At 70.4% G+C, this 24,038-nt stretch carries 21 protein-coding genes; 5 read left to right on the forward strand and 16 right to left on the reverse strand.

Features of this window, described 5'->3' with window-relative positions; genetic code table 11:
* The gene (locus ACYSUO_RS06310) at nucleotides 1–1,569 is read left to right on the forward strand and encodes an AbgT family transporter (RefSeq protein ID WP_461775171.1); all 1,569 of its coding nucleotides are present in this window, start codon (nucleotides 1–3) and stop codon (nucleotides 1,567–1,569) included.
* Between the two features lie 17 nt (nucleotides 1,570–1,586).
* On the opposite strand, the gene ACYSUO_RS06315 is transcribed toward ACYSUO_RS06310, so the two are convergent.
* Entirely contained in the window at nucleotides 1,587–3,053 is a 1,467-nt protein-coding gene (locus tag ACYSUO_RS06315) for a non-reducing end alpha-L-arabinofuranosidase family hydrolase (protein ID WP_461774997.1), read from the reverse strand.
* A gap of 332 nt (nucleotides 3,054–3,385) precedes the next feature.
* On the opposite strand from ACYSUO_RS06315, the gene ACYSUO_RS06320 reads away from it, so the two are divergent.
* Nucleotides 3,386–4,819 (forward strand): endo-1,4-beta-xylanase, encoded by a 1,434-nt coding sequence (locus tag ACYSUO_RS06320; protein ID WP_461774998.1) that lies wholly within the window; start codon nucleotides 3,386–3,388, stop codon nucleotides 4,817–4,819.
* A 71-nt stretch (nucleotides 4,820–4,890) separates the two neighbouring features.
* On the opposite strand, the gene ACYSUO_RS06325 is transcribed toward ACYSUO_RS06320, so the two are convergent.
* The 7 genes from ACYSUO_RS06325 to ACYSUO_RS06355 all read right to left on the reverse strand — a co-directional run bounded on the left by ACYSUO_RS06325 (nucleotide 4,891) and on the right by ACYSUO_RS06355 (nucleotide 11,800).
* Nucleotides 4,891–5,733, reverse strand: coding sequence for an alpha/beta fold hydrolase (locus ACYSUO_RS06325; RefSeq protein WP_461774999.1), 843 nt, complete (start codon nucleotides 5,731–5,733; stop codon nucleotides 4,891–4,893).
* A gap of 17 nt (nucleotides 5,734–5,750) precedes the next feature.
* The gene (fdxA, locus tag ACYSUO_RS06330; protein ID WP_328630973.1) at nucleotides 5,751–6,071 is read right to left on the reverse strand and encodes a ferredoxin; all 321 of its coding nucleotides are present in this window, start codon (nucleotides 6,069–6,071) and stop codon (nucleotides 5,751–5,753) included.
* Nucleotides 6,072–6,078: 7 nt separating this feature from the next.
* Nucleotides 6,079–7,068 carry an NAD(P)/FAD-dependent oxidoreductase gene (locus tag ACYSUO_RS06335; protein WP_461775000.1) on the reverse strand — a complete coding sequence of 330 codons (990 nt, stop codon included), beginning with the start codon at nucleotides 7,066–7,068 and terminating at the stop codon, nucleotides 6,079–6,081.
* A gap of 137 nt (nucleotides 7,069–7,205) precedes the next feature.
* Nucleotides 7,206–8,093 carry an IclR family transcriptional regulator gene (locus ACYSUO_RS06340; RefSeq protein WP_461775001.1) on the reverse strand — a complete coding sequence of 296 codons (888 nt, stop codon included), beginning with the start codon at nucleotides 8,091–8,093 and terminating at the stop codon, nucleotides 7,206–7,208.
* Nucleotides 8,090–9,064, reverse strand: a complete 975-nt coding sequence (locus ACYSUO_RS06345; protein WP_461775002.1) for a DODA-type extradiol aromatic ring-opening family dioxygenase — start codon at nucleotides 9,062–9,064, stop codon at nucleotides 8,090–8,092. The genes ACYSUO_RS06340 and ACYSUO_RS06345 overlap by 4 nt, the downstream gene beginning before the upstream one ends.
* A complete protein-coding gene (locus tag ACYSUO_RS06350; protein ID WP_461775003.1) occupies nucleotides 9,061–10,416 on the reverse strand; it encodes a M20 family metallopeptidase in 1,356 nt (451 codons plus the stop codon). The genes ACYSUO_RS06345 and ACYSUO_RS06350 overlap by 4 nt, the downstream gene beginning before the upstream one ends.
* Nucleotides 10,417–10,531: 115 nt before the next feature.
* Entirely contained in the window at nucleotides 10,532–11,800 is a 1,269-nt protein-coding gene (locus tag ACYSUO_RS06355; protein WP_461775004.1) for an aromatic ring-hydroxylating oxygenase subunit alpha, read from the reverse strand.
* A 161-nt stretch (nucleotides 11,801–11,961) separates the two neighbouring features.
* Between ACYSUO_RS06355 and ACYSUO_RS06360 the strand changes: the two genes are divergently transcribed.
* The gene (locus tag ACYSUO_RS06360) at nucleotides 11,962–13,470 is read left to right on the forward strand and encodes an AMP-binding protein (protein ID WP_461775005.1); all 1,509 of its coding nucleotides are present in this window, start codon (nucleotides 11,962–11,964) and stop codon (nucleotides 13,468–13,470) included.
* A gap of 185 nt (nucleotides 13,471–13,655) precedes the next feature.
* A complete protein-coding gene (locus ACYSUO_RS06365) occupies nucleotides 13,656–14,585 on the forward strand; it encodes a calcium-binding protein (protein WP_461775006.1) in 930 nt (309 codons plus the stop codon).
* A 108-nt stretch (nucleotides 14,586–14,693) separates the two neighbouring features.
* Here the strand turns inward: ACYSUO_RS06365 and ACYSUO_RS06370 are convergent, their stop codons facing one another.
* The 4 genes from ACYSUO_RS06370 to ACYSUO_RS06385 all read right to left on the reverse strand — a co-directional run bounded on the left by ACYSUO_RS06370 (nucleotide 14,694) and on the right by ACYSUO_RS06385 (nucleotide 18,116).
* Nucleotides 14,694–15,641, reverse strand: coding sequence for a quinone oxidoreductase family protein (locus ACYSUO_RS06370; RefSeq protein ID WP_461775007.1), 948 nt, complete (start codon nucleotides 15,639–15,641; stop codon nucleotides 14,694–14,696).
* Nucleotides 15,641–16,495 (reverse strand): alpha/beta fold hydrolase, encoded by an 855-nt coding sequence (locus ACYSUO_RS06375; RefSeq protein ID WP_461775008.1) that lies wholly within the window; start codon nucleotides 16,493–16,495, stop codon nucleotides 15,641–15,643. The genes ACYSUO_RS06370 and ACYSUO_RS06375 overlap by 1 nt, the downstream gene beginning before the upstream one ends.
* 32 nt (nucleotides 16,496–16,527) lie before the next feature.
* On the reverse strand, nucleotides 16,528–17,376 hold the full coding sequence (locus ACYSUO_RS06380; protein WP_461775009.1) for an alpha/beta fold hydrolase: 849 nt from the start codon (nucleotides 17,374–17,376) through the stop codon (nucleotides 16,528–16,530).
* Nucleotides 17,377–17,519: 143 nt separating this feature from the next.
* On the reverse strand, nucleotides 17,520–18,116 hold the full coding sequence (locus tag ACYSUO_RS06385) for a TetR/AcrR family transcriptional regulator (protein WP_461775010.1): 597 nt from the start codon (nucleotides 18,114–18,116) through the stop codon (nucleotides 17,520–17,522).
* 89 nt (nucleotides 18,117–18,205) lie between these two features.
* Here ACYSUO_RS06385 and ACYSUO_RS06390 point away from each other — a divergent pair, with 89 nt between their 5' ends.
* Nucleotides 18,206–18,937 carry an SDR family NAD(P)-dependent oxidoreductase gene (locus tag ACYSUO_RS06390; protein WP_461775011.1) on the forward strand — a complete coding sequence of 244 codons (732 nt, stop codon included), beginning with the start codon at nucleotides 18,206–18,208 and terminating at the stop codon, nucleotides 18,935–18,937.
* Nucleotides 18,938–18,979: 42 nt separating this feature from the next.
* On the opposite strand, the gene ACYSUO_RS06395 is transcribed toward ACYSUO_RS06390, so the two are convergent.
* The 4 genes from ACYSUO_RS06395 to ACYSUO_RS06410 form a co-directional block, all read right to left on the reverse strand.
* The gene (locus ACYSUO_RS06395) at nucleotides 18,980–19,759 is read right to left on the reverse strand and encodes an SDR family NAD(P)-dependent oxidoreductase (protein ID WP_461775012.1); all 780 of its coding nucleotides are present in this window, start codon (nucleotides 19,757–19,759) and stop codon (nucleotides 18,980–18,982) included.
* Between the two features lie 78 nt (nucleotides 19,760–19,837).
* Nucleotides 19,838–20,671 (reverse strand): enoyl-CoA hydratase/isomerase family protein, encoded by an 834-nt coding sequence (locus ACYSUO_RS06400; protein WP_461775013.1) that lies wholly within the window; start codon nucleotides 20,669–20,671, stop codon nucleotides 19,838–19,840.
* The gene (locus tag ACYSUO_RS06405) at nucleotides 20,668–22,992 is read right to left on the reverse strand and encodes a CaiB/BaiF CoA-transferase family protein (protein ID WP_461775014.1); all 2,325 of its coding nucleotides are present in this window, start codon (nucleotides 22,990–22,992) and stop codon (nucleotides 20,668–20,670) included. Before ACYSUO_RS06405 ends, ACYSUO_RS06400 begins: the two co-directional genes overlap by 4 nt.
* A 115-nt stretch (nucleotides 22,993–23,107) precedes the next feature.
* On the reverse strand, nucleotides 23,108–23,950 hold the full coding sequence (locus ACYSUO_RS06410) for an IclR family transcriptional regulator (RefSeq protein ID WP_461775015.1): 843 nt from the start codon (nucleotides 23,948–23,950) through the stop codon (nucleotides 23,108–23,110).
* Between the last annotated feature and the right edge of the window lie 88 nt (nucleotides 23,951–24,038).

Consider the following 24,038-nt stretch of genomic DNA (forward strand, 5'->3'; position numbering starts at 1 on the left):
GTGGCTGAGTTGTCAGCTTCCGGAGGGCAGGGGACAGGGTCCGGGAAGGACAAGCCGCGTGGCGTCGACCGGGTGCTGTCCTTGATCGAGCGGGCCGGAAACGCCCTGCCCCACCCCGTCGTCCTGTTCACCGCGCTGTTCGCGGTGGTGGCCGTGGTGTCCACCGCGCTCGCCCTCCGCGACGTGTCCGTCACCGTGCCGGGCACGGACGACACCAAGCACATCACCGGCCTGCTCACCGGCGAAGGTGTGCGCTGGCTGGTGGAGAACCTTGTCACCAACTTCGCCGCGTTCCCGCCGATCGCCGCCGTGCTCCTCATGATCATGGCGGTGGGTGTCGCGGAGAGGGCGGGCCTGCTGGAGACCGCGATGCGCGCCACCCTGGCCCGCGCCCCGCGCGCCTTCCTGCCGTACCTGGTGGCGCTGGTCGCCTGCCAGGCGCACATGATGAGCGACGTGGCGGCCATCGTGCTGCCGCCGCTGGCCGCCGTCGTCTTCAAGAGCGCGGGCCGGCATCCGGCGGCGGGCCTGATCGGTGGCTTCGCCTGTGTCACCGCGGGATACGCGGCCGGGTTCACGATCGGTTCGCTCGACGCCCTCTACACGGGCATCACCCAGCAGGCCGTCGGCGTCCTGCCCGACTCGCACCACGTCGATGTCAACATCCTCGCCAACTACTTCTTCACCGCCTCCAGCAGCCTCGTCCTCGGCCTGCTCGGCGGCTTCCTGATCAGTCGGGTCCTCGAACCGCGCCTGCCCGCCTACGAGTTGGGTGACGAAGCCCCGGAGGACGACGACATCCGACTGACCCCGGCCCAGCGCCGCGGCCTCCTGCTCAGCGCGCTGGCCGTCCTCGCGTATGCGGCCGTGGTGCTGTCCCTGTGGCTGCCTGGCGGCGCGCCACTGCGCGGCGAAGGCGGGGCGCTGGTGCCGTCGCCGCTGCTCAGTGGAATCGTCCCGGTGTTGTTCGGCGCGTTCCTGCTCGCGGGCACGGTCTACGGCTTCACGGTGAAGACACTGACCGGCTCGGAAGGTGTCATCACCGCGATGACCGACTCGGTGAAGAACATGGCGGGCTACGTCGTCATGATGTTCGTCGCCGCGCAGGTCATCGCGGTGTTCAACTGGTCGAACCTGGGCGTCCTGCTCGCCGTGAAGGCCGCGGCCCTCCTGGAGTCCATCGGACTGACCGGCTTCGGCGCCCTGGTGGCCTTCGTCCTCCTCGTCTCGTGTCTCAATCTGGTGGTCATCTCCGGCTCGGCGCTGTGGTCCCTGATCGGGCCGGTCTTCGTCCCCGCGTTCATGCTGCTTGGGATGAACCCCGCGCTGAGCCAGGCGGCGTTCCGCATCGGGGACTCGGCGACCGCGGTCATCACACCGATGAACCCGTACGTGTTCCTGCTCCTGGCCCTGCTCCAGCGCTACGAACCCGAGGCCCGGCTCGGCACCCTCATCTCACGGCTGGCCATCTTCGTGCTGCCGTTCATAGTGGCGTGGCTGGCGATCCTCGCGATCTTCTACGGGTTCGACCTGCCGCTCGGTCCTGGAGTGGGCGTCGGTCTCAAGTAGCCGGACCCGCCGTGCCGTCAGCGCCGCAGTGTCAGCAGCCCCGGACGGTAGGGCAGGAGGCCGTAGTCGCCACCGGAGTTGGGGCTGCGCCCCTGGTAGAGCAACTGCAGATTGCAGGGATCGACGGTCATGGTCTGATCGGCGCTCGTGCGGAGCAGTTCGCCGTGGCTGATGTCGTTGGTCCAGGTGGCGCCGCTGTTGGCCTTGCCCGCGAAGGGGTTGCTCTCGGTCGCGGCCTGCGGTGTCCACGAGCCGTTGAGGCTGGTGGCGGTGAACGAGCGGAAGTAGCGGCCCTGGGAGCCGATCGCCTCGACCATCATGAGGTAGCGGTTCTGGCCCTGGAGCTTGTAGACCTGCGGGGCCTCGAACAGGTTGTTCGTCGTGTCGCTCATGACCGTTGTGTACGACGAGCCGAAGCTGCCCGGGAAGTTCCCGATCGGCATGCTGGCCCGGTAGATCTTGCCGTTGTCACCGGCGAAGAACAGGTACATGTTCGTCCCGTCGCCGATGATCGTCTGGTCGATGGGTCCTGTCCCGGAGCCGGTGATGCTTCCGGAGAAGAGCACGTGCTCGGACGACCAGCCGTTCGGGTTGGTGGGGTCGCTCGACGTCCGGTACGAGAAGGCGCTCCCGCCCCACTGGTAGGTGAGCACCCAGATGTTCTTCGGCGCGAAGTAGAACAGCGAGGGTGCGACGGTGGCGGAGGACATGGCGTTCTGGCCGGCCGAGGCCATGTCCGACCAGTTGGTGAACGGGCTGAAGTTCATCGACCCCCACTTCGTCCCCGTGTCGTGCGTCGTCGCGTAGACGAGCTGCTTGCCGTTGTACGGGGCGACGGTGAAGTCCTTGAGCGAGGCCCAACCCGACTTGGGCTGCGCCAGCGCGCCGGTGGACGTCCAGTTGTACGCCGCCGGGAGATCGCAGGCGCCGGGGGTGTCGCCGCCGGTCTTCACGAGCTTCCACTGCTGGTTGGTGCCGCCCCAGTCGTCGTACTGGACGATGTTCGCGCCGTCGGCGGTGGAGGCGCCTTGCACTTCGAGGGCCTTGTTGCTGTGGCGCGAGATGAGCCGCACGTAGCCGTCCGAGCTGTCGGCCAGCCGCCACTGCTGATTCGTGGCGTTCAGGTCGGTCCACTGGACGACCGAACCGCCGTTCGCGGTGGACCAGTTGTGGATGTCCAGCACCTTGCCCGAGAGGCGGGACTTGACGCGGTAGTAGCCGTCCCCGGAATCGACGAACTGCCACTGCTGCTGGCTCTGATCGTTTCTGGCCCACTGGGTGATGCGGGCGCCGTCGCTGGTCGCCATGTTGTAGACGTCCAGGGCTTTGCCGCTGTTGCGGTTCACCAGCACGTACGAGGCGTTGGGGTCGACGGTCGCCGCGGCGGCGGGCTGGGCGCCGAGGAAGCCGGCCACGAGGAGGAGGGGCGCGAGGACCGCGAGTAAGCGTCTCAGGCGGACCGGGGACGGTTGGCGGAACCACATCAGAGGGACTCCTTGAGGGGGATCGAGGGTGAGGACACGTCCGGTTTGAGGGTCAGGAGTTCCGAAAAGTTTTCGGAGTATTCCCGGAATCCGTGACGCCACAAGCTAGGAATGCGTGGCTCCCCGGTCAAGGCCTGGAGCCGAACTGTCCACAAACAGCGGCTCGTTGCGTTTCCGGAAGCTTTCAGGCGTGGAACGGAAACTTCTTCTGTGTTGCGTATTGACGATGCACCGGCAACACCTCAATCATCCGTGTCTGAAGCCCCGGGCATTGTTCGAGATCGCGAACCACACGTCAGTCCTTCCGTGATTTCCCCCTAGGAGGCACCCGCATGGGCCCGTACGTCGTTTCCAGACCCGTCGTCCATCGAAGGCTCCGCGGCCTGCTGTTATCGCTGGTCGTCATCGCCCTCAGCGCGGCCGCCGCACTGGTCGCGCCGCCGGCCGCACACGCCGCCGAGAGCACGCTCGGCGCCGCCGCGGCGCAGAGCGGCCGCTACTTCGGCACCGCCATCGCCTCCGGCAAGCTGGGCGACTCGGCGTACACGTCGATCGCGAACCGCGAGTTCAACTCGGTGACGGCCGAGAACGAGATGAAGATCGACGCCACCGAACCGCAGCGCGGCCAGTTCAACTTCACCGCCGCCGACCGCGTCTTCAACTGGGCCGTGCAGAACGGCAAGCAGGTGCGCGGCCACACCTTGGCCTGGTACTCCCAGCAGCCCAGCTGGATGCAGAGCCTCAGCGGCAGCGCGCTGCGCCAAGCGATGAACGACCACATCAAGGGCGTGATGGCCCACTACAAGGGCAAGATCGCCCAGTGGGACGTCGTGAACGAGGCCTTCGCGGACGGCAGTTCGGGTGCCCGCCGCGACTCCAACCTCCAGCGCACCGGCAACGACTGGATCGAGGACGCCTTCCGCACCGCGCGCGCCGCCGACCCGTCCGCCAAGCTCTGCTACAACGACTACAACGTCGAGAACTGGACCTGGGCGAAGACCCAGGCCATGTACAACATGGTCAAGGACTTCAAGCAGCGCGGTGTGCCCATCGACTGCGTCGGCTTCCAGTCGCACTTCAACAGCGGCAGCCCCTACAACAGCAACTTCCGCACCACCCTGCAGAACTTCGCCGCCCTCGGCGTCGACGTGGCCGTCACCGAACTCGACATCCAGGGTGCCTCGTCCACGACCTTCGCCAACGTGACCAACGACTGCCTGGCCGTCCCGCGCTGCCTCGGCATCACCGTCTGGGGTGTGCGCGACACCGACTCCTGGCGGGCGTCGGACACGCCGCTGCTCTTCAACGGCGACGGCAGCAAGAAGCCCGCGTACACCGCCGTCCTCAACGCACTCAACGGCGGCTCCACCACCACGCCGCCCACGGACGGCGGACAGATCAAGGGGGTCGCCTCGGGCCGCTGCCTGGACGTGCCGAACTCCAGCACCACCGACGGCACCCAGGTCCAACTGTGGGACTGCTCGGGTGGCACCAACCAGCAGTGGACCGCCACCGCCTCCGGTGAGCTCAAGGTCTACGGCAACAAGTGCCTGGACGCCGCCGGCACCGCCAACGGCGCCAAGGTCCAGATCTACGGATGCTCGGGCGCCGACAACCAGAAATGGCGCCTCAACTCCGACGGTTCCATCGTCGGAGTCCAGTCCGGCCGCTGTCTCGACGCCGTCGGGGCCGGCACCGCCAACGGCACCCAGATCCAGCTCTACTCCTGCTCGAACGGCAGCAACCAACGCTGGACCCGCACCTGATCTCCTGTAGCTGAGTACGGTCTGCCACACCGCTCCGGGGTCGCCGCCATGGTGGCAGCGACCCCGGAGCGTCAGCCGCGGCCGGCCCAGTCCACGACGGTGTCGGCGAACTCCTGCGGCACCTGCTCCGGCGCCGCCACATGACCGCCGGACAGCACCCGTGTCTCGCAGCCCAGCGCGGCGGCGAACTTCGCTAGGGAGGGCCGCGAGTAGTGGTCGTCCGGCGCGCAGACGGCGAGGGTGCGGGCGGTGACGAGGGGCAGTCGCCCCTCCATGTCGTAGCCGGGGATGGCCCGATGGCCCTCCTCGACACGGTCGAGGACGGTCAGCGCGTCGATGACGTAGCGGGTGAGGGACGCCTCCTCTCCCGGCCGGTAGAAGCCGCTGCGCCGGTCCCACAGCTCTTGCAGGTGCGAGCCGTCGGGTTTCGGGTCGACATGGTCGACCCGGTGCCCCGCGGCCGAGGCGCGCCGCTTCTCGTCGTCGACGAACGACGTCCCGGACAGCAACAGGCTCGCCACCCGGTCTTGCAGGCGCGCCGCCACCTCGACCGCGATCACCCCGCCCGTGTGGTGCCCGACCAAGTGCAGCCGTTCGAGGCCGAGTTGCTCGACGAGCTCGCACACAGCGTCCGCGAACCGGTCGATGGTGTGCGGACCTTCGGGCTTGGCGGACGCCCCGTAGCCGAGGGTGTCCATGGCGATCGCCCGGTACCGGGCGCCGACCAGGGGGAGTACGTCGAGGTACTCCGTCCAGGAGCGGGGTGTCTGGTGGAGCAGCAGCACGGGCTCGCCGCTGCCGGACTCCACGTAGTGCAACTGGCCGAAACGACTGGGGACATAGCCTTTCCGCAGTGTGTCCGTGTCGTCCGTGTCCGTGTCCGTGCCCGTGTTCGCGTACGTCGTGTCCGTCATTCGTGGGGCGGCGGCGCTCAACGGGCGCTCACCAGCTCCGTGTCGACGCCCACCGGGCCGAGGGGTGTCGCACCGCCGGGGGAGCCGAGCGCGGCGTCGCGGCCCGGCAGTATCTCCACGAAGAAGCGCTTGTTGTCCTCGCGGAAGTCGGGATCGGCCTTGCGGTCGACGGTGATCGCCTGCTCCGGGCAGGCCACTTCGCAGGCCCCGCAGTCGATGCACTCCATGGGGTTGATGTACAGTTTGCGCTCACCCTCGTAGATGCAGTCGACCGGGCACTCCTCCATGCAGGACCGGTCCATGATGTCGACGCAGGACGAGCCGATGACGTACGCCATGGTGTGTTCAGTGCTCCTTCTCGGTGGAGTGCCCGGGGAACAGGGCAGCCTCCGGGTCGATGACGGTGGCCGCGTTGTTGACGGCGGTGGCGGCCTCGCCGAAGCCGACCGAGATCAGACGGACCTTGCCGGGGTAGTCGGTGATGTCACCGGCGGCGAACACGCGCGGCAGGTTGGTGGCCATGTGGGTGTCGACGGTGATCTTCCGCGCCTGGAGGTCGAGCCCCCAGTGCTGCAACGGGCCCAGGTCGGCGAGGAAGCCGAGCGCGGCGACGACGGTGCCGGCTGGGACGAGGCGGGTCTCCTTGGTCGTGCGGTGCCGGATCTCGGCCTGCTCGACCCGGTCGGCGCCGATGAGCCGGCTCACCTCGCTGTCGGTGACGATCTCCACGCCGAGGTCGCGGACCTTCTCGACGGACGCCGCGTGGGCGCGGAAGCGGGCGGTGCGGTGCACGAGGGTGACCGAGCGGGCGATCGGGGCGAACAGGGCCGCCCAGTCGAAGGCGCTGTCACCGCCGCCGACGACGACCGTGTCCCGGTCCGCGTGCACGGACGGGTCCGGCACGAAATACTCCAGGCCCCGCCCGAGGAACTCCTCCCCGGCGGGCAGCGGGCGCGGCGTGAACGTCCCCACGCCGCCCGTGACGACGACGGCCCTGGCCCGCACCGTCGCCCCCCGGTCGCTGGTCACGACGGGCAGCCCGTCGGCGTCGTGCGTCAGCCCTTCCGCCCGGTGGCCGAGGAGATAGCGCGGGGAGTACGGCTCGGCCTGTGCGACGAGACCGTCCACCAGGTCGCGTCCGCGTACGGAGAGGAAGCCGGCGATGTCGAAGATCGGCTTCTCGGGGTACATCGCGCTGATCTGCCCCCCGAGCTGCGGCAGTACGTCCATGACGGTGACGGTCAGACCGCGGAACCCGGCGTAGTACGCGCCGTACAGGCCCGCCGGACCGGCGCCGATGATCAGGACGTCGGTGTCGTCGGTGAGTTGGCTCATGGTGATGAGCGTAGGAACGAGGGGGTGGTTCTCCCTATGGAGTCGTTCCGGTGACCGGGACGGTACTCGGCCCAGGTGGGGAATGGCGAAGGGCCCGCCGTTTCGGCGGGCCCTTTCGTACTCGTGGTGTGTCGCTGCTAGGCCAGTGACCGACCGATGCCAAGTGCCGCTGTCCGCAAGGCAGTTGCGTGCCCTGCCGCGTCCATCCGGTACGTGGGTGCCGTGATGGACAGCGCGCCCACCAGTGTGGTGCGCCCGGCGAACACCGGCACGGCCAGGCTCGCGTAACCGAGTCTGATCTCCTCGGACTCCAGGGCGATGCCCTCGTCCCGGATCCGGTCGAGCTGGGTGCGCAGCCGGCCCGGTGACACCACCGTGTGCCGGGTGATCGGCTTGAGGCCGTTGCGCACCACGTCGACGAAGAGCGAGGGCGGCGAGTGCGCGAGGATCGCCTTGCCGGTGCCCGTGCAGTACAGCGGGAGCCGGCCCGCGATCCGGGACTCGGCGTTCAGGCCCCGGTGCGGGAAGATCTTGTCCAGGTAGACGACGTCCAGGCTGTCGTGGATGGCGAAGTGGATGGTCTCCCGGGTGATCAGGAGCAGGTCCTCCATGTACGGCTGCACCGCCTCGCGCAGGATGCGCTGCCGGTGCACCCGCTGCCCCAGCTCGAACAGCCGCAGCCCGAGCCGGTAGTCGCACCCCTCACGCTCCAACAGCCCCCAGGTGACGAGCTCTTGGGCCAGCCGGTGCACCGTGGCCTTCGCCGCCCCCGACCGGCGCACCAGCTCGGCCAGGGAGAGGGCGGAGTCGTCGGAGGTAAAGGCCTCCAGGATCGGACGGACCTTCCCCAGAACGGAGTTCATGGGGTCGGCCCCGGCGGCCTCGGCCCCTTCGGTGGAGGCTCCGTCCATTCCGGCCTCGGGCTCCGGCTCGCTGTCGGAGCGCACGGACGAGAGGACGAATCCGGCAGGTGGTGTCGCGGTCGGCCGGCGATCGGCCGGCAGTGCTCCGGCCGCCGCGCTCATGCCGACTGCCCCGCTGTCGACCGCCCCGCGTCCGCGGCTGCCGGGTCGATGACCGCGACCCCCATGCCGGTGAGCCACTCGGGCATCGGCTCGTACGCCAGACGCCGAGCGGGCGCATGGTCCAGGGCGGCCGCCATCAGCAGCCAAGTGCGCAGCTCCTGCGCGCCGTTGCCCGCCGCCTTCTCCAGTTCCTCGGTCGTGTACTCGGTGAGGCGGTGGGCCTCGCCGCGTTCCAGCATGGTCAGGAACTCGTCGTCGAACTCCGGCGTGAGGGAGGCCTCCGCGGCCCGGATGATCTCGCGGCGCCGGGCGTCGTAGTCCTGCCAGTTGTTGCGGCCGTCGAGCCACGCACCGACCATGAACTCCTCGTCGTCGCCGTGCGGCTCGCGCCAGTCCGGCCACGGCAGCCGGTGCGAGAGCCCGCCCGAGCCGACCACCGCGACCCGCCGGTCACCGGGGAAGGCGAGCACGGCCTCGCGGATGGCGTGCCCCAGCTCCTCGCACCGCTCCAGCGTCGGCAGCGGGTGCGCGAACACGTTCACCACCAGCGGCACGATCTCCACGTCCAAGCCGTCGAGCAGGTACTGGATCGCGTGGGACTGACCGTGGTCGATCTGGAGGCGGGCGGAGAACGCGGGGTCGAAGCGCCCGCTTTCCACCAGCGATTCGGCGATGTGCTGCGCGAGCGGCACATCCACCGGCTGCGGGCCCTTCGGTGTCCCGGACTCGCCGCTCGCGATGCACTCCCCGACGCCGAGCGTGAACGGCGGGATCAAGTCGAGCCAGAACCCGCGGAAGTGGTTCGAGCCGATCAGGACGACGGTGTCGGGCCGGGTCCTGGCCAGTTCGTCGCGGGCCGCGCCGAGCGCGTCGCGGAACCGTTCGGCCCGGTCCTTGTGGATGGTCTCCTCCCAGTGCGTGTTCATCAGCGTGCTGTGGGAGGCACCCACGCCGAGCACGATCTCGCTCATGCCGTTGCTCCTTCCAGTGCCGTGGGGGAGTCGCATTCCTCGCGGGAACGGGTGACGGTGTCGACCGCCGTGCGGATCAGATGGCGGGTCAGTCTCTGCATCTCCTGTACGGAGACGGTGTTCATGCCGCGCGTGAAGTCGATGTCGAAGGGTGCCTCGGACACCTTCGGCATGCCGACACGGACCGTCGGGATGCCGCGCCCGCGCAGGATGTTCGCGTCGGTTGCACCACTGTTCCCGGTCACGACCTCGTGCGGGCGCCCCTCAAGGGCCTCCCACCCGGCGACGGCGCTGCGGAACACCCAGCTCTCCCGGCTGGTGGACGTCCCCGGGATGGCCAGGATCATCTCCACCGTGGCGTCGAGCCCCGGCATCGAGTCCTTCAATTCCTGCAGCGCGGCGGTGAATTCACGCTTCGCCTGCATCGGCGTGGTCTCCGGTGCGACCCGCAGGTCGACGCGGAGGGTGCAGGCCGCGGGGGTCGCCGCGGCCAGGCGGGGCCAGCCGCCGCGCACCGACGAGACGACGCCCTGCGGTGCGACGGTGCCGCCGGTGTGCCGCTTCGCGTACTCGGTGAACCACTCCTCCAGGTGCCGTACGACATCGCCGGCGCGGCTGATCGCGTTGTCGTACGGGAGCCGGTGGCGGGAACCCACGTAGGTGTGGGTGCCGTGCACCGTCACCTCGAACCACACCAGGCCGACCTCGTCCCACGAGACCGTCCACCCCGGCTTGGCGATGACCGCGTAGTCCGTCCACACGCCTTGTTCCAGGAGGAACGAACAGCCCACGCCCTGACCGGTGTTGAGCCGGTCGCTGCCGGGACGGGCATTGGTGGGCATGCCGCCCGCGCCGAACGCGGCGACCAGGTCACCGGTCAGCGGCACACCGGCCAGCGCGATGGCCTCGGCGGCCATCATCACGCAGGCCGCGTGGCCCTTGGGGTTGGAGGCGCCGAGCCCTGTCACCAGGTCGTCGTAGACGGTGGCCTCGGGGCGCATGTCCTCGCGCAGCTTCGGCCCGATCCACGGCACGTCCTCGCTCTCGTCACCCACGGTGAAGGTGTCGATGGGCGCGTACAGCATCAGGTCGGGTCCGGTGCCGTCGCCTTCGAGGCGCGCCCAGGCGTTGGCCTGCCGCGCGTCGAGCGGCTGACACACCGAGCGCAGACCGACCGATTCCAGCGTCCCCGCGATGTGCTCGGCGAGCGGCCGCTCGTCACCGGTCGGGCTCGGGACACCGACCAGGCCCACGATCAGCTCGCGCAGCCGCTCCTCGGTGACATGCTTCCACGCCTCCGCCACCCAGCCCTGACGCTGCGGGTCGAGGCCGGCCAGTCCGTCGCCGCTCACTGGTTGACCCGGTGGACCTGGGTCATCGTGGTCTGCGCGAACCGCTTCTTCGCGCGGGGGAGTGCCACCGCGACGGCGACGCCGAGCAGGATCTTGAACAGGGTGCGGGCCATGATCAGGCCTCCTCTTCCGTAGTGGTTTCGGTGACACCGGCGGCAGCGAGCTTCTTGCCGTACTCGTCCTCGCTGAGGTTGCGCCAGGAGGTCAGTGACACATCGGGGCGGTAGAGCTTCTCCGGGGGCGCGTCGGTGACGTCGACCATCCAGGCGTCCTGGCCGGAGAACTCGCCGTGGAACAGCCAGCGGACGGCGCCGAGGTACTTGGCGTAGAAGTGGAGCGTCTCCCAGCCCTGCTTGAAGTTGACCATCACACCGACGTAGCGGTGGTTGTCCTCGTCGACCGGGACGTAGAACTCGTAGTGGATGAACTTCGGGTACGCGATCCGCAGCACGCCGGGCATCGACAGGGACGCGAAGCCGGGGAACTCCTGGGCCTCGATGACCGGGTCGACGTCGTCGGTCTTGCCGGTGTTGCCGAGGTTGAAGGTCTCCTTCGGCGGCTGCTTCTTCCACCACCGCTTGTTGGACCAACGGCCCACGCCCGGGAAGTCGGCCTCCCAGTACACCTCGTCCTGTACGCGGTAGATCCAGCGGCCCTGCGGCACGATACGGGTGATGTTCCAGGTCGGCATCGGCTTGAAGAGACGCCAAAGGGCCGTGCGGTGAAGGTACTTGGCGTGGCCCTCGTCGAAACCGTTCTCGCAGGCGAAGCGCCAGTTGCCGCCGCGCGGCTCGATGCGGCCGCCCATCACGAAGGCGTTCGACACCAGCTCCTCGGGGAGTTGCTCGTCGATCGGGTGCGGCTCCTCCTCGGCGACCGGGACGTACACCCAGACCATGCCGAGGCGCTCCTCGACGGCGTACGTGCGCACGCCGAGCTTGCCGGTGAGACGGCAGCCGGGCCCGTCGGTGATGACCGCCGACAGCTTTCCGGTCGGCAGGTCGAAGGTCCAGCCGTGGTACGGGCAGCTGACCGTGCCGGGGAACTGCTGGTTGCCCTCGGACAGCGGCACGCCGCGGTGCGGGCAGCGGTTGTGCAGCGCGTACACCTTCCCGCTGTCGCGGATCAGCGTGATCTTCTCGCCGCAGAGCGTGAACGGTTTCGGGTCGTCGGTGATGTGGCTCGACCAGGTGACCGGGTACCAGTAGCCGCGGAAGCCGGACGCCGCCTTGTCGTAGTGGGGCCAGGACGACCAGTCCTGCCGGCCGATCTTCTCGGCGGCGGCGCCGCGGCGCGCCCTGGCCGCGCCCTTGGCGGGCTCCTTCGCGGCGTCGTCCTTCGCGGCGGTCTTCGGGACGGCGGGGGATCGTTCGCTCGACGTCATGTCGTCGTGGCCTCCTGCTCAGTGGGTGTGCGGCACGAGCATCCGGCGTGGCGCGACGCCCGCCTATGAACCTGTTCCGGTGAACGGACCGCGGCCCCCGGTGGACCGGTCAGCGAACCGTGGGCCTTGAGCACTCGACAGCGGGCGGACAGCATCCGGTCATGAACCGCATGACGATCCCCGGCCTCGTCGACGCGGCGGCCGAACGCCACGGAGCCCGGACCTTCCTCACCGTCGACGGGACCCGGCGCACCTATGCCGAGACACGTACGGCCGCGGCCACCATGGCCGGCGCGCTCGCGGCCCGCGGCTGCCGGCCCGGCGACCGGGTCGCCGCGCTGCTGTCCAACCGGGTCGAACTGATCGACCTGGTCCTCGGCTGCGCCTGGCTCGGCGCCGTCGTCGTCCCGCTCAACACCGCGCTGCACGGACGGCTGCTCCGGCATGCGCTGGACGAGGCGAAGCCGCAATTCCTCTACGTGGAGCCGGAGTTGGTCGGACGTGTCGAGGAGGTGGGTCACGCGGGTGAGGTGTGGGTGACCGGTTCGGTGCGGGCCCCCGTGCCCGGCGTCGCGCGGCCGCTCGACCCGTATCCGTCGCGCCCCGGTGACACGGCGGCCGTCATGTTCACCTCCGGTACCACGGGCCCCTCGCGCGGTGTGCGTTCTCCGCATGCCCAGTTCGTCTGGTGGGGTCGGAACGTCGCCGACTCGTTGCGCCTGACCGCCGACGACACCCTCTACACGTGCCTTCCCCTGTTCCACACCAACGCCCTCAACGCGCTGGCGCACGCGATGACCGTGGGTGCCTCGATGGTGGTCGACCGCAGGTTCTCCGCCTCGCGCCACTGGCGGCGGGCCACCGAGACCGGTGCCACGTGTGTGTACGTGCTCGGCGCCATGGTGCCGATGCTGCTCGCCCAGCCGCCGGGGCCCGACGACCGTGCGCACCGGGCGTGGCGCGGGCTCGGGCCCGGCACGCCCGGTGCGCTGTGGGAGGTGTTCCGTGAACGGTTCGGTGTGGCGCTCGTCGACGGGTTCGGCTCCACCGAGACCAACCTCGTCATCGGCTCCGGCCCCGAGGACTGCCGGCCCGGGTACATGGGCACGGTGCGGGAGGGGTTCGAGGCGCGGGTCGTGGATGTGGATCTGTCGTGCGTGCCGGACGGCTCCGCCGGTGAGCTCGTGGTCCGTACCGATTGCGAACACGCCTTCGCCACGGGGTACTTGGGGGAGGCGGCGCCCGAGCCGGGCGGCTGGCGGCGGACAGGGGACCGGGTGGTGCGCGAGGCTGACGGCTGGTTCCGTTTCGTCGACCGCGTCAAGGACTGCATCCGGCGGCGCGGCGAGAACATCTCCTCGTACGAGGTGGAGACCGCGTTGTGCGCCCATCCCGATATCGCGGAGGCCGCCGCGTTTCCGGTTCCGTCCGATCTCGCGGAGGACGAGGTGATGGTGGCGGTGGTGCCGGGCGCGGGGCGCTCGCTCGACCCGGCGGAGGTCGCGCGGCACTGTGCGGCGGAGCTGCCCGGGTTCGCGGTGCCGCGGTACGTCGACGTGGTGGGGGAGTTGCCGCTCACGGAGACGGGGAAGGTGCGGAAGTCCGTGTTGCGGGAGCGGGGTGTCACTGGTGGGACGTGGGATCGGTTCGGTGGACCCCATGCCCCGTGACACAACCCCTGGGCGACACGACAGCGCCGGGTGATGCGCCTCACAGGCCTCAACTGTCGCGCGAGTACAACCCTTTCGCGTCCTCGACGATCAAGACTGTGCGGCCGCTGTGGTCGTGCGTGATGTGGGTCCGTCCGTCCACGACCTGGATCCGCCCCTCGATTGTCGATAACGGAGCCCTTCTCATGTCCCAGCACTCCCGCAAGAAGCTGACGTCCGGCAAGAAGGTGATCCTGGGCGTCGGCGCCCTGGCCGCCTCCGGTGTCGCCGTCGGCCTGCTCGTCACACCGTCCGCGACGGCGGGCGGGAGCGGCGCGGCCGAGGCGCTGGAGCAGAACAAGGCCGCGATTGCCGACGCGTCGGCGGCGAAGGCCGCCGCGCCCAAGGCAAGGACCCTGGCCGATGGCACCGCCGACGCCACCGTCGTCTCCGGTGTCACCGTCGACGGCGGCAACAGCGCCCGCGTGGGGACGACGAACACGCAGACGATCACCGTGAAGTGGAAGGTCACCGGCGGGTCGACGCTCTACGGCAGCAACGCGTCGATCTGGCGTGGCACCGACCAGGACAGCGGACTGAAGCAGTTCATTCTCTCCGAGCAGTTCGAGGCGGACACCGACCCCTGCGTCGCGTCCGGCGCCGGCACGTTCAACTGCACGGCCACCTTCAAGATCGACCCTCAGCGCGTCCTGACGAACGCGGATGCCGGAGCCTGGAAGATCGAGCTCCATGCGATCACCGAGGCGACCACCGACGTGAGCACCGAGAACGCCAAGACCTGGTACCTCAAGCGCTGGTCCCGGCTGAGCAACAACGCGGCCCCCGAGCCCGTCGCCAAGGGCAAGACGATCACGATCACGGGCAAGCTGGAGCGCGCCAACTGGGACACCCACAAGTACGCGGGCTACACCCAGCAGACCGTCCGCCTCCAGGAGCGTTCGCTGACCGGCTCGTACGCCACCACCAGCAGTCACAGCACCGGCACCGGCAGCCTGGCGGGTGTCGAGAAGCAGACGCGCACCGCCACCACCGACCGCTGCTACCGCTACAAGTTCGAGGGCACCTCCACCACGCCGCCGGTCACCGCCACCGGTGACTGCGTGGACGTGCGCTGAGCCCGCTGACCGGGCGCGTCCACGCGGCGGAGCCGCACATGGACACAGCTCCGCGTCCCTGAAGGCAGCGACGAAGCCACACGCCTTCAGGGACGCGGGGGAGCGCCCTCAGCCGGGTAGCAGTACCGCCCTGCCGCGGACCCGGCCGGCCCGCAGCGCGTCCAGGGCCGCTGGAGCGTCCGCCAGGCCGAACTCCTCCACCGCCAGCGTCAGTTCATCCTCCGACAGTCGCCGGGCCAGGTCGGCGGAGACCTCGCGAGCTCGGCGTTCCTGGCGGATCATGTTGACCGGGAGCAGGGCGACCTCGTCGAGGAGCCAGCTCGGCAGGTCGAGTTCGACGTGCGGCCCGGCCACGTAGCCGATGACCACCGCGCGTCCGCCCTGCCGCACCCACCGGCTGCGTCCCACCAGGCCCGCCCCGCCGAGTGTGTCGACGAGCAGGGAGGCCGAGCGGTCCTCGGCGAGGGCTTCGGCGTCCCCCAGCGTCACGGCCGCCACGCCCTTCGGCACGTCGGCCAGCTGGTCCTCGCGGCCGACCACGCCGGTCACCGTCGCGCCCGCGGCCAGCGCCTGCTGCGCCACCATCGCGCCGACCGCGCCCGCGGCACCCACCACGACGACGTCCTCGCCCTTCTCGATCCGGCCGACGTCGTGCAGCGCCACATACGCCGTCGTCGCGGGGATGAAGAAGCTCGCCGCCACCCCCGGGTCGAGCGGGGCCGCGAGCGGCGTGACCGCCTTGCGCTTGACGCTGACCCGCTCGGTCCATGTGCCGTCGCGGAGCAGGCCGAGGCCGCCGCCGCGCAGCACGACCTGGTCGCCCGGCGTGAGGTCGGAGTCGGCGTCTGCCTCCAGGACCGTGCCCGCGCCCTCGACCCCGCCGATGTACGGCAGGGACGGCTTCAGCTCGAAATCGCCGGAGGCGACCGTCGCGTCGAGGTGCGAGACACCGCCCGCCGTCACCTCGACGAGGACCTCTCCCGGCGCGCGGACCGGCTCGGGCACCTCGTCGAGGACCGGAGCCGCGCCCCACTCGTGGAACCGGACGGCCCTCATCAGCCGGCCGCCTTGCCGATGAACTCGAGGCTGAGGGCGTTGTAGAGCTCGGCCTTCTCGTGCTGCGGCCAGTGCCCGCAGTCCTCGAACAGCTCAAGCCGCGAACCGGGGATGCCCTCGTGCAGCGCCTTCGCCTCGGGCACGTCGCCGAACGGGTTCTTGCGGCCCCACACCACCAGCGTCGGCTGAGTGATCCGCGCCTGCTGCTCGGGGGTCAGCAGGTTGCGCAGGCGGACCTCCATCTCCTGGAGGTTGAGGAGGTTTCCGACGCCGGCGACGAACTCCGGCGTGTGGTAGATCGCGTGCCGCACCTCGACGAGTTCCTCGGTGGCCGAGGCGTCGTCGGCCATGAGCAGCTGCATCCGCTTGCGGGTCGGCTCGATGTCGTCGGAGGTGACGGCGTTCCTGGTGCTGGTCTTCAGCCGCTCCATGACCTCCGGGTTGGCCACCGTGCCGCCGGAGCACAGGAGTTGGAGGCTGCGCACCCGCTCGGGGTACTCGATGGCGGCGCGGGCGCCGACCCAGCCTCCGAGGGACTCGCCGACGATGTGGACGCTGTCGACGCCGACGGCGTCCAGGTAGTCGATCAGGTGGGTCACGTAGTCGGCGATCTCGTACGGCCTGTCGGGCTTGCCGGTGTAGCCGTGGCCGAGCATGTCGATGGCGTGCAGGTCGTAGGCGGCGTGCGCGGTGATGTTGCGCGCGAAGGCCTCGAGGTGGCCGCTGGTGCCGTGCAGGAAGATGACGGCCTGGGCGTTCGGGTCGCCGGCGCGCAGGGTGCGGGTGGGGACTCCGGCGGCGTCGACGTACTCGACGCGGAAGGGGGTAGGGCTGATCTCGGTCCAGATGGACATGTTCGGTACTCCGTAAGGAAGTTGAGGGTAAGTCAGTTGAGGGAGTCGAGGAAGCCGCCGACCACCGAGTGGTACGCCTCGGGCCGCTCCTCCTGGAGGTGGTGGGAGGCGTGGTCCATCACGTGGAGGTTCCCGTTCGGCACCATGCGGGCCAGCATCAGCGGGTAGTCCGGGGTGAGGAACGCGTCCTGCATGCCCCACATGAACAGCGCCGGGGCCTGCACCCGGCCCAGCTCCTCGGTGAGGTCCTGCCAGTCGCCGCGCGGCGAGTCCGACATCGCGGCGAGCGCGCGCTCCTCCTGGTCGAGGCTCTGCTCGTAGCGCAGCGTCAGCGTCTCCTCGGGGAGCTTCGCGCCGTCGTACCACTCCAGCTTCGTGATGAGCTGCCGCATCTTCTCGCGGGTCGGGCCCTCGCCGCCGTAGTAGACGTCGCGGGCCGTTCGGCCCCGGTGACCGTTCTCGGGGAGCGGGGCGAGCGGCCCGTAGAACACGGGCATGCTGCCGGTGATGACCAACGACCGTACGCGGTCGGGGTACTTGGCGGCGAGGTTGAGCGCGATGGTGCCGCCCCACGAGTTGCACACGAAGTCGGCGCGGTCCACGCCGAGCGTGTCGAGCAGGCCGACCGTCTTCGCCGCGTGGTGGTCCCACATCGGGCCCTCGATACGGGACTTCTCCGACTTGCCGTACTGGTGGATGTCGACGAGCAGACAGCGCCGGTCGGCCGCGAACAGGGGCGCCACGGGCCCGAAGTCGCTCCACGCGGTGCAGCCCGGGCCGCCGCCGTGCAGGAACACGGTGTCGGGCCCGGAACCCAGGTCGTGGTAGTGGTAGCGGATTCCCGCGCCGTCCGCGTAGTGGCTCTCCGGTGCTGGTGACATGCGAGTCCTTCCGTACGAATGCGGGGGTACGGAGTCGAGCCCATCACCGTGCAGGGCGTTGGCCCAGCGTCACGGTCCGCTCAGCGAACCCCTCCCGCTGGGCGACGCACGGGTACGCAAGCACGTACAAGCAGCGGGGAATCTCAGGGAGCGGGCCGGGGCAGTACGGCGAGGGCCGTCCGGGCCACGCTGGTCAGTGTCTCCTCGCTCGCTCCGGCCTTGCCCAGCGCTTCGATGCCGCGCAGTACGGCCAGCACGAGCGCGGCCAGCTCTCCCGGATCTGCGTCCGCGGCGATGTCACCATGGCGCTGACAGGCGGCGATGTCGTCCTGGAGCAGCGCTCGCAGCGCCTCTATGGCCGCGCGGGCCCGCTCGGCCACCTTCTGGTCGTGCTCGGCCAGTTCGGCGGCGCCCTTGGCCAACAGGCAGCCGCGGTGGGCGGTGTCCGCGGCGGTCGACGCCGCCACCGCGTACACGTGGGCGGAAAGCCGCGCGTAGGCGTCCGCGTCGTCGCCGCTCAGCTGCCGGCTCACGGACTCGACGACGGAGCCGCAGTAGTCGTCGAACACGCGGTGGAACAGTTCCTGCTTTCCGCCGAACGCGCCGTACAGGCTGCCCTTGCCGAGCCCGGTCGCCTCCGCGATGTCCTCCATGCGTGTGGCGGCGTACCCGCCCGACCAGAACCGCTCCCGGGCGGCGTCCAGTACCTGCTGCTCGTCGAACTTCCTGGGTCGTGCCATGGGTACAGACTAGCCATTCTTGACCGGGTCGTCCATAACGGCTAGCGTTCTGGACGAACCAGTCAAGAACTGATGGGTGGGTGTGTGTGATGACTGAAGTACTCGCAGGCAAGGTGGCGGTGGTCACCGGGGCCAACAGCGGCATCGGGCTTGCCATCGCCAAGCGGTTCGCCGCGGAGGGGGCACGCGTGTTCCTGGCCGGCCGTCGTCAGGAGCCGCTCGACGCGGCCGTCGCCGAGATCGGTCCCGCGGCCACCGGTGTGCGGGCGGACGTCTCGATACAGGCGGACCTCGATGAGCTCTACTCGGTCGTGCGCGAGAAGGCGGGCCGTATCGACGTGCTCGTCGCCAACGCAGGCGGCGCCGTCCCCGAGCGACTCGGCGAGATCACGGAGGAAGCCATCGACGCCACCTTCGGCACGAACGTGAAGGGCACGATCTTCACCGTGCAGAAGGCGTTGCCCCTGCTGTCGGAAGGCGCCTCGATCGTGGTGACGGGATCGAGCAGCACCGTCCGCCCCGAGACGGGCCTGGAGGTCTACGGCGCGTCGAAGGCGGCGGTGCGCAACCTGGTGCGCAGCTGGGCGCTCAGCGCGCAGGAACGGAAGTTCCGGGTGAACGCGCTGAGCCCCGGCCCGACCGAGACCCCGGGCCTGATCGGCGCGGTGGGACCGGACCACCAGCTCGCCTCGGGGGTGCCGCTCGGCAGGATCGGCCGCCCGGACGAGATCGCCTCGGTCGCGACGTTCCTGGCCTCCGACGCCTCCAGCTTCGTCAACGGCGCCGACTGGTTCGTCGACGGAGGGCAGGCGCAGGTCTGAGACGGAGGGTCAGCGCAGGTATGAGCACGCCCCTCCGGGGAGTCACTGGGCGGTGTAGCCGCCATCGACGTGCAGCACGGCGCCCGTGGTGAAGGACGAGCCGGCCGCCAGCAGTGGCAGCACCGCGTGCGCGACCTCCTCGGGCCGGCCCCAGCGGCCGAGCGGCACTTTGGAGGTGAAGGCGGCCTGCGCAGCGGCGTCGGTCCGGGCGTCGTCCTCGTTCATGGGGGTGGGGACGGGGCCGGGGGCGACGCAGTTCGCGGTCACGCCGCTGCCGGCGAGTTCCAGGGCCGCCGACCTGGTGAGCGCGGCGACGGCGCCCTTGGTGGCGGCGTAGCCGGACCGCTCGGGGGCGCCGGTCGAGCCGAGCACGGAGCCGATGGTGACGATGCGCCCGAAGCCCGCGTCGAGCATGCCGGGCAGCACGGCACGGATCGCCAGCCAGGTGCCGAGCACGTTGGTGTCGAGGGCGGCGCGGAAGTCGTCGGGTGTGAGGGTGAGCAGCGAGCCCCGGGCGAGGCGGCCGGCGGCGGTCACGAGGCCGGTGACCGGGCCCCATCGGTCCTCTGCATGGCGTACGGCACCGGCGAGCTCGTCGGCGTTCGTGGTGTCCGCCTGGAGCGCCAACTGCCTCGCGCCAGAATGGCGTTGAAGTTGGTCGGCCGCCGCGTGGCAGCGTTCCGCGGAACGGCCCGTGACCACTACAGGGCGCCCGGTGCGGGCCACCGCCTCGGCGACCGCGAGGCCGATCCCGCTGGTTCCGCCGGTGACGAGCACGGGCCCGTCCTGTGGTGCTTCCTTGGTGTGTTGCGTGGAGGTCATCCGCCGAGGATGCGGAACGGTCCGGGACACACCAACACGGGCAGTCCGGTGAACGGACCGCCCGCGTCGGTGTGTTCGTCACCGGCCCGTGAACACCGGGTCCCGCTTCTCGAGGAACGCCTGCAACCCCTCCGCCGCGTCGGCGGTCCCGGTCAGGACGGCGACGCCCTTCTCCTCGTGCCGCAAGGCCTCCTCTACGGGCAGCCCGTGTCCCTCGTCGACGACCCGCTTGAGCAGGGCGATGGCGGCCGTGGGCTGCGCGGCGAGGCGGCGGGCCCGCTCGGCGACCACCGCGTCGAACTCCGCCTGTTCCACCACGACATCGACGAGCCCGAGCTCCAGCGCCCGTTGCGGCGTCAGCCCCTCCGCCTCGATCATCAGCCGCTTCGCCAGGTGGGGGCCGACGAGCCGGGGGAGCCGCTGGCTGCCACCGGCCCCCGGGAAGAGGCCGAGCCGCATCTCCGGGAAGCCGAACGTGGCCCCGGCCGACAGGATCCGCAGATCGCAGGCGAGCGACAACTCGGCTCCGCCGCCCAGCGCGTGGCCGTTCATCGCCGCGACGACCGGCTTGGGCGCCCGCTCGATCAGCCGCTGCACATCGATCCAGCGGCGCATCTTCGCCTGGTTGTCGGCCGACAGGTCCCGCATGACGGCGATGTCGGCGCCCGCGATGAAGAACCGCCCGGTACCGGTGATGACGATGCAGCGCACCTCCGGGGCGGCGGCGAGCGGCTCCAGGACCGTGAGGAACTCCTCGATCATCGCCGGGTTCACGGCGTTCGCCTTGGGTCGGTCGACGCGGATCGTGGCGACGGCGCCGTCGCGTGTCACGTGGAGTACGGAGGGCGGGGCGGTGACGTTCTCCTGGGCCGGCTCGGCAGTTGTCTGCGCAGTCGTCTCGGCCTCGCTCATTCGGTCACTCCCTCGGCGGTCAGCGCCGCCAGTTGTTCGTCGGTCAGGTGCAGCAGCTCTCGCAGTACCTCGTGGGTGTGCTGGCCGAGCAGGGGTGCGGGCCGGTTCAGTTCGCCGGGTGTCGCGGCCAGTCGGGGCACGATCCCCTCGTGCGGGACCGGTCCGGTCAGCGGATGGTCGAGCACGGGGTAGAAGCCGCGCGCGGCGAGCTGCTCGTCGGCCTCGACGAGATCCTGACCGGTCGCCACGACCGCCGCCGCGACGCCCTCGGCCTGGAGCAGCTCGGCCAGTTTGTGCGCGTCCTGCGTACGCGTCCAGGCGGCGAGGGCGGCGTCGATCTCGTCCTCGTTCCGCCTGCGGGTCGTCAAGTCACCCTCTGCGCAGGGGAGTTCGACGACCCGCGTAAGAGCCTGCCACTGCGCTTCGTCCGTCACCGACACTGCCACCCACCGGTCGTCCCCCGCCGCCGGATACACCCCGTGCGGCACGGCGCGCGGTGACCGGTTCGGGAACTCGGCGGTCCGCGGGTCCGGCACATCGTCACCCAGGACGCCTTCCAGGGCGGCCGGCCCCATCGTCGCGGCCATCGCCTCCAGTTGGGACAGGTCGACATGCCCACCCCGCCCACGTGCCAGGAGGTCGAGCGCGGCGAGCACCGCGGAGTTGGCCGCGATCATGTCGCCGAGGCCGAAGGTCAGTCCCTGCGGCGGGCCGTCCGGGTCACGTGTCTCGCTGGACAGGCCCGACATCGCGGCGAGCGTGTCGGCGAACGTCACGGCGTTGCGCCAGGGCCCGGTCTGTCCGACCCCCGCCATCGACACGAGGATCACGTCCGGGTTCAGCTCGCGCAGCGACGCGTAGTCCATGCCCCAGCGCGCGAGAACGCCCGGGCTGAAGTTCTCCACGACGACATCGCAGTGCGGCACCATCTCGCGCAGCAGCCGCCGGCCCTCGTCGGTCCGCAGGTTCAGGGCGACGCTGCGCTTGTTGCGGTTGAAGTTGAGGAAGTAGCCGCTGTCATCCGGGTCGGAGCCGGGCCGCAGGTGCATCGAGGGCGCGAAGCGCGTGGGGTCCTGGCGGTGCCGCGACTCGACCTTGACGATGTCGGCGCCGTGCTCCCCGAACTGCTTGGTCACGTACGGACCGGCCAGCACCCAGGTCAGATCGAGGACGCGAATCCCTTCCAGGGCCCGGGACTTGGGCCGTACGCGGCCACGTACCGGGACGGGCGTGTCACGGTGCCACAGCGGATCACCCACCTCGTGGAGCGCGGGCAGAGCGACCGGCCGGGGGAGCGCCGCCCACGGAAAGCCGACGTCCTCGACGCCGCCCTCCGGCAGGCCCTCGCCGGTCACCGTGACCAGGGACTCGCGGGCCCGCAGTTGCGGGTGGTCCGGCAGCCGCCCGGCCGGGACGACCTCCGCCCACGGCAGGGCCCGCTCCCGGGCCTCGGCGGCGAGTTCGGCGGCCGGCCGACGGGCCGCGAACCGTTGCACGAGCTCGTCGACATGCGCGCGCTGTTCCCACCGGTACGCGGCGTCCTGCCAGCGTTCGTCGACGAGGTCACCGGCCTCGCCCCGCTCCGCCATCCATGCCAGCAGGTCCGTCCACATCCGGTTGCTGCCGGAGTAGCCCCCGGCCACGTACCCGTCCGCCGCCTCGAAGATCCGGTGCGCGACGTGCTCGTACACCCCTCCGTTGCGTACGGGGAGACGTCCGGCGTGGATCCATGCGAGGGCGCCGGTCTCCAGCGTGGCCGCGACGGCCTCCTGCACGGAGACATCGACGAGTTGCGGGGTGCCTGACACGACGGCGAGCAGCGCCCCGATCGCAGCGTGGGCGCCCGCGGTCTGCAGTGCCTGCTCGCGCGGTGGTGGCTTGGGCTGGCCGTCGGGACGCCCGCCGAGCCATGTCATGCCTCCCGCCGAAGCCAGCACCAGATCGTCGCCGACCCAGTCGCGGCGCGGCCCGGTGAGACCGAAGGGTGTCACCACGACATGCACGGCGTGCGGCCACCGCGAGGAACCGTCCTCGCGCAGGCCGCGCAGCCGCGCCACGGGCCCGCTCTCCAGAACGACATCGGCGTCCGCCGCCAGCGCGTCGAGTTCCGCCGCCAGCGCGTCGAGTTCCGCCGCGCCGCGCACCGGCGTCCAGCGCTTGCCCGCGTGCCAGTGCGTACGGGCCGCCGGGTCGAGGTCGGTGCCCGGCTCGATCCGTACGACGTCGGCGCCGATCCCTACGAGCAACCGGGCGCCCTGGAAGGCGAGTTCATCGGTCAGGTCGAGCACGCGCAGCGCTGTCGGGTCCGTGTCTGTTCGCACCACGGCTCCTCCCCATACGTGTCCGCAGCCTTTGCGGAACTTCACGATCACCGGGGGCGGGGAGGCGGGCCACCGGGGTGTTCTACTGACCGGACCGGAGCCCCGCGGCGAGTGTTCAGCTCACGGCGGCGCGGGCGGTACGCACGCCGGCAGGCCTCGGTACGACCGCCGGGCGGTCCATGTCGTACGACGACTTCCGCGCCACACCGCCTTCGATGCTCGCGGCCGTGGCCCGCAGCGTCGCGAGATGCCGGTCCACCGACACCTGCGCCACCGGCGCCGTGATCGAGAGCGCCGCGTGCGCAGACCCGGGCACCGCCACCGGCACCGCCAGGCTGGCGTACCCGGTCCTGACGCCCTCGACCTCCAGGGCGTACCCCTGACGGGACACCATGGACAGGCGCCGCATCAGCACCTTCGGGTCCGTCACGGTGCGCGGAGTCATCACGGGAAGACCGCCGCGGGCGAGCGCCGCCACCTGCTCGGGCCCGTCGGGCGCCAGGGCGAGCAGCAGGTGACCGGTCGCCGTGCAGGAGGCGGGCAGCCGGCCGCCGACCTGCGAGTGGGTGAGCACATTGGCCTCACCCGCGATCTTCTCCAGGAACAGGACATGGGTCCCGTCCAGGACCGCGAGGTGCACGGCGGCGTGGCTGCGGGTGAACAGGTCCGCCATCAGCGGGCGGGCGACGGAGCGCAGCGTCGAGGAGGCGGGCACCCGCTGCCCCAGGTGGAAGAGCCGGATGCCGAGCTCGTACGTCTCGCCGTGCCGGTCGAGGAGCCCCCACTGCACCAGCTCCTGGGCGAGGCGGTACGCCGACGCCTTGGGGACACCGGACCGACGGCTGAGCTCGCTCAGCCGCAGCCGGTCCGCCCCCGACTCGAACGCGGCGAGCAGCAGCTGCGCCTTGCCCAGTACGGAATTGGGCAGCAGGACATCCTCTTCGGCGTACGACCCCATCAGCAGACCCCTTACGTCCTCACATGGCGGTACAAGCCATTTGAAGTGCAACAACGCCATGTTGCATAGAGGGAATGGGGTGTAAACA

It is taken from the genome of Streptomyces sp. UC4497 (genome assembly GCF_054871485.1).